The organism is Cellulosimicrobium sp. I38E (genome assembly GCF_001647255.1).
In the GTDB taxonomy this organism is placed as follows: Bacteria; Actinomycetota; Actinomycetes; order Actinomycetales; family Cellulomonadaceae; genus Cellulosimicrobium; species Cellulosimicrobium cellulans_E.
On sequence record NZ_LUAZ01000089.1, the window covers coordinates 1 to 4,755 of the forward strand.

Here is a 4,755-nt window from a genome sequence, read left to right on the forward strand (position 1 = left end):
CCTCCGGGCCCGCGCCGGCCGTGCCGCCCGCCGTCGGGCCGGACGACCAGCACCCGCCCGCGCACCCCGCCCCCGACGGAAGGACCACCCGGTGAGCCAGATCCTCGTCGCGGAGGACGAGACCCGCATCGCGTCGTTCGTGGCGAAGGGCCTGCGCTCCGCGGGCTACGCCAGCACGACGGTCGCGACGGGGCGGGAGGCGTTCGACCTCGCCAGCACCGGCGACTTCGCGCTGCTCGTGCTCGACCTGGGCCTGCCCGACCAGGACGGCTTCACCGTGCTGCGCCGCCTGCGGGAGACGGGCAACGCGATCCCCGTCATCATCCTCACCGCGCGCACGTCGGTCACGGACACCGTCGCCGGGCTCGAGGGCGGCGCCGACGACTACATGGCCAAGCCGTTCCGGTTCGAGGAGCTCCTCGCGCGCATCCGGCTGCGTCTGCGCACCGAGCCCGCGGGCGAGGTCACGGTGCTCACGCACGGCGCCCTCAGCCTCGACCTGCGCACGCGCCGCGCCCGCACCGCCGACCGCGAGGTCGACCTCTCCGCGCGCGAGTTCGCGCTCGCCGAGGCGTTCCTGCGCAACCCGGGCCAGGTGCTCAGCCGCGAGCAGCTCCTGTCGCGCGTGTGGGGATACGACTTCGACCCCGGCTCGAACGTCGTCGACGTCTACGTGCGCTACCTGCGCAACAAGCTCGGGGCCGAGCACTTCGTCACCGTGCGCGGCATGGGCTACCGGCTGGCCGACGCCACCCGCTGACGCGCCGAACCCGGGCCCGCAGGTCCCGAGGTGGTCCCTCGTGACCCGCAGACCCGGGTGCGGCCCGGTCGCGCGGTCCGGTCGATCAGCCGGGCGCCGAGATCAGTCGGCCGACTGCGGCGACGGCGGCGTGACCGGGCTGGGCGGGGTGTTCGGGGTCTGCGGCGTGTTCGCCGTGTTCGCCGTGGGCGGGGTGTTGGGCGTGTTCGGGGTCTGGCTCGTCACGGCCGAGCCGGACGTGTTCGCCGAGCCCGCGGTGCTCGGGGAGGCGGAGGTGTTCGCCGTGACCGTCGTGATCGACGTCCCGTTCTGCACGTCGGCCGGGCTGGGCGTCGCGGACGTGGTGGGCGCGTCGGTCGGCGTGCTCGACGACGTGCTCACCTGGACCGAGGGCGAGACGGTCGCCGGCTCCGGGGCGTCGAACGCCCCCTGGGCGGTCGCCACCGTGGCCCCGAGACCGACCGCGCCGAGCGCCCCGGTGACGATCCATGCGCTGCGTGCCTTCATGATCCTTCTCCTTCGTCCGATGGTGCGCACGACCCCTCGGCCGTGCATGGTGCGAGCCTCGCGGTCACGCGTGAGATGCCGAGGAGGCGCCGATGAGAGTGCTCTCAGGAACGGGGACGAGCTCGTCGGCGACCGTCCCGAGGGCCGCGTCCAGCAGCTCCTCCGCGACCCGCAGCCACGCGTCCGCGAGGTCGCGCGACGCCGCGCCCGTCGTGAGGGACAGCACGACGCCGGCCGCGCGCGCCCGCAGCGCCGCGGGGTCGACGCGCTCGTCGAACACGGCCAGGCAGCGGTCGACCAGCGCCCCCACGCCGCCGTACGTCGCGGGGGCGAGCGTCGGGAGCACGGCGAGGTGCGCGACGAGGCACGCGAGGTCGTCCACGCGGCAGCCCGGGCCGAGCGTGTCGACGTCGAGCAGGACGCCGACGCGGGCGCGTCCCCGCGAGGCGGGGTCGCCGGGTGCCGCCGGGACGTCGAGCAGGACGTTCGCCTCGTAGAAGTCGCCGTGGGTCGCGACGACCGGCCCGGGGTCGCGCGTCGTGACGGCCGTCCGGACCGCGCGCGCGACGCGGTCCACCCGGTCCGCGTCGAGCCCGTGCACCGCGAGCGCCGACGCCGCGTAGTGCTCGACGCGCTCGGCCCACGCCGGGCGGCGGCGCAGGGTCGTCGCGCGCGCCGGGAGGGCGTCGAGCGCGCGGAGGAGCTCGCGCGGGTCGATCGCGCCGGGCTGGTCGTCCGGGTCGAGCGCCGCGAGGTGCTGCGCGAGCGACGGGCCGCGCGCCTCTTCGAGGACGACCACGCCGTCGTCGTCCCACGCGAGGCAGCGCGGGGCGCTCACGGTGGTGGACCGGAAGAGGTCGTGCCGCCGGACGAGCGCGCGCGCCCGGTCCGGCCGGACCACCTTGACGTAGACCGTGCGCGCGGACGTCCGCGCGCGCAGCACCGCGCGCCGCAGGGGGCGGTAGGCGACCATCGACACCGACTCGACGGCCTCGCCGTCCGCGAGCCCACCCGCTGCCGCGAGGCGGCGCGTGAGCTCAGCCGCGTCGCACGCCGCCGCGAGGCCGGGCAACATCGGGTCGGCGGGGTGCCGCCACACGTGCACGACGCGCGGTCCGTCCGCGAGGCGGACGACGCCGGGTCCGGCCGCGTCCGGCGACAGGGGCGCCGTCGTGGCGAGCAGGTACTCGGCGGCGTCGACCGTGGCGGCCGCCGCGTCCGGGCGCGCCGCGAGCGCCCGGCGCGCGACGACGTCGTACCCGACCGTGACCTCCGCGCCGGGGCGCGCGTGCACCTGGTGCACGCGCCACGAGTCGAGGCTCGCACCGTCGGCGCCGAGCGCCACGGCCAGCAGCTCTCCCGCCTCGGGGGCGGTGAGCAGGTCGAGCCAGGCGCGCTGGTCGGGCGCGGGAGGGGCGAGCGTCATGAGCCCAGCGCACCGCACGCGCGTGGGTCGGCGGTGAGACGTGCATGAGAGACCTCTCATGCACGGCGCCGGACGGCGCGGCGCCCGGCGGGTCTTGACCGACCCGGGTCGCCGTGGGAATGTACTGATGTGTTGATACAAACTTCGCCCGAGGAGCCGCAGGGCGTCGACCTCTTCCTCCCGGCGGGCTACGACCTGTTGTGGAGCGGTGCCGTGCTGGCCGTGCTCGTGGGGCTCGGCGTCGCCGTCGTGCTGGTCGTCCGGGCGGCGACGCGCGCGCCCGAGCCCTCGCTCCACGGGCTCGCCCAGGAGGACCCCGTGCGCCGCGCCGCCCGGCGGCACGCGACCACGGTGAGCGCCGCCGCGGTCACGGCGGCGCTCCTCGTCGGTGCGGTTGTCGCCCAGGCCGCCGCGAGCGCCGTCGACGGTCTCGCCGAGGGCGTGCTCGTGGGGCTCTCCCCCGCGGTCGTCGGGCTCACGTTCCTCGGCGCGCACGCCGTCGGCGAGCGGACCTGGCCGCGCCAGCGGACCGCGGTCCGCGCGGCCACGCTGCGGCCGCGGACCGTCGACGACGTCGCACCCCGGGGTCTGCGTCGCCTCGCCTGGTCGCTCGGGGTGCTCGTCGTGCTGCTCGCGGTGGTCGGCGCGCTCACGGCGGGCGACGACGGGCGGTCGGTGACGCGCGTCGCGGGCGACTCGACCTCCACCGCGAGCCCCTACCCCGGCGCGTTCTACGGCGTGTGGCTCGCGCTCGCGGCCGTGCTGGTCGTCGCGGGCGCCGAGGGCGTGCTGCGACTCGTCGCGCGCCGCCCGGCGGTCGCGCAGGTCGACGAGGCGTGGGACGTCGCCCTGCGCCGCGCGTCGGCGCACCGGGTCCTGCGGGGCGCGCAGCTCGCGCTCGGGCTGACGGCCGCGGGGATGCTCGGCGTCGGCGCGAACGCCGCGGCGCGGGTGGGCTACCCGGGGGCGGTCGTCCTCGTGGTCGTCGCGGTCGGGCTGGCGCTGGCGGCGATCGCGGTCGTCGTGCGGGCCGCCCCGGACCCGGACACCTGGGCGGACGAGCACGCGAGCGCCCTGACACCGACGGGGCGCGGTCATGCAGGCCCCTGACCTGCGCGTCGAGATCGACCTGCGGTCGGGCCTCGCGCCGTACGAGCAGATCCGCCGGCAGGTCGTGGCGCACGTCGCCGCGGGGCGTCTCCGGGTGGGCGACCGGCTCCCGACGATCCGCGCCCTCGCCACGGACCTCGGGCTCGCGCCCGGGACCGTGGCCCGCGCGTACCGCGAGCTCGAGGCGGCGGGGGTCGTGACGACGCGGCGCCGCGCCGGGACCGTCGTGTCCGACGGCGTCTCCCCGACCGACGTCGCCGCGCGCCACGCCGCGCACGAGCTCGTCCGCGCCGGCCGCGAGGCCGGGCTGTCCGACGACGAGATCCTCGACGTCGTGCGCGGGGCGCTGCTCCACCAGCAGCCCGGTGACGGGCCGGCCGCGGGCTGAGCCGACCGGGGGCGGCTCCCGCCGAGGGACCGCCCGCACGCTGGCGACCCCGCGGTGCCGACCGGCGGCGTCGTCGGGACGGGCCACGCGGCGCGCGCGTCACGACAGGGTCACGATCCTCCGACAGGCGCCGCCGCGGGGCGTCCTGCCGCGGGGCGGGGCGCATGATGGTGCTCCGCGGCGGACGCTGCAGCACACACGAGGGGGACCAGGTGGAGGACGGAGCTTCGGCGGGCGCGCGGACGGGCGCGGAGGCGCGCGCGGCAGCAGGACCCGTGACGGGCGCCGCGACCGTGGCGCGGGGTGGCGGCCGGGGACGGAGCCCGGTGAGCCGTCGGCGGACGACGGCGCGCGCGGCGGTGGGCGCGCTGGTGGCGGCGCTGGTGCTCGCGGGCTGCCAGGCGGGGCTGCCCGACCTCGAGCCGGGCCGGACGCCGTCGGCCACCGCCGGCGGGCCCGCGACCACCGAGCCCGTGAGCCCCCGCCCGACGCAGACCGCTCCCGAGCCGGCCGAGACGCCGGAGCCCGAGCCCACCCCGGACCCGACGCCGACCGAGACCCCCG

Annotated in this window: 5 protein-coding genes and 1 pseudogene; 4 read left to right on the forward strand and 2 right to left on the reverse strand. The window is 78.0% G+C overall.

Annotation, left to right across the window (positions count from 1 at the left end):
* Positions 1–91 precede the first annotated feature (91 nt).
* Positions 92–760, forward strand: coding sequence for a response regulator transcription factor (locus A0J59_RS20240; protein ID WP_047233791.1), 669 nt, complete (start codon positions 92–94; stop codon positions 758–760).
* Positions 761–862: 102 nt separating this feature from the next.
* Here the strand turns inward: A0J59_RS20240 and A0J59_RS20245 are convergent, their stop codons facing one another.
* Both A0J59_RS20245 and A0J59_RS20250 read right to left on the reverse strand, forming a co-directional pair.
* On the reverse strand, positions 863–1,267 hold the full coding sequence (locus A0J59_RS20245) for a hypothetical protein (RefSeq protein WP_047233790.1): 405 nt from the start codon (positions 1,265–1,267) through the stop codon (positions 863–865).
* Between the two features lie 64 nt (positions 1,268–1,331).
* Entirely contained in the window at positions 1,332–2,693 is a 1,362-nt protein-coding gene (locus tag A0J59_RS20250) for a hypothetical protein (protein WP_064317270.1), read from the reverse strand.
* 132 nt (positions 2,694–2,825) lie between these two features.
* Between A0J59_RS20250 and A0J59_RS20255 the strand changes: the two genes are divergently transcribed.
* From A0J59_RS20255 to A0J59_RS20265, 3 genes and pseudogenes are all read left to right on the forward strand, one after another.
* Positions 2,826–3,803 (forward strand): hypothetical protein, encoded by a 978-nt coding sequence (locus tag A0J59_RS20255; protein ID WP_156533213.1) that lies wholly within the window; start codon positions 2,826–2,828, stop codon positions 3,801–3,803.
* Positions 3,790–4,191 carry a GntR family transcriptional regulator gene (locus A0J59_RS20260; protein WP_064317271.1) on the forward strand — a complete coding sequence of 134 codons (402 nt, stop codon included), beginning with the start codon at positions 3,790–3,792 and terminating at the stop codon, positions 4,189–4,191. The genes A0J59_RS20255 and A0J59_RS20260 overlap by 14 nt, the downstream gene beginning before the upstream one ends.
* Positions 4,192–4,517: 326 nt before the next feature.
* Positions 4,518–4,755, forward strand: a pseudogene (locus A0J59_RS20265) (hypothetical protein); the annotation flags it as partial.

Bases quoted from the DNA above. Each gene is read 5' to 3' on its own strand.
- A0J59_RS20245 (WP_047233790.1), bottom strand. From the start codon at position 1,267: ATGAAGGCACGCAGCGCATGGATCGTCACCGGGGCGCTCGGCGCGGTC.
- A0J59_RS20250 (WP_064317270.1), bottom strand. From the start codon at position 2,693: ATGACGCTCGCCCCTCCCGCGCCCGACCAGCGCGCCTGGCTCGACCTG.
- A0J59_RS20260 (WP_064317271.1), top strand. From the start codon at position 3,790: ATGCAGGCCCCTGACCTGCGCGTCGAGATCGACCTGCGGTCGGGCCTC.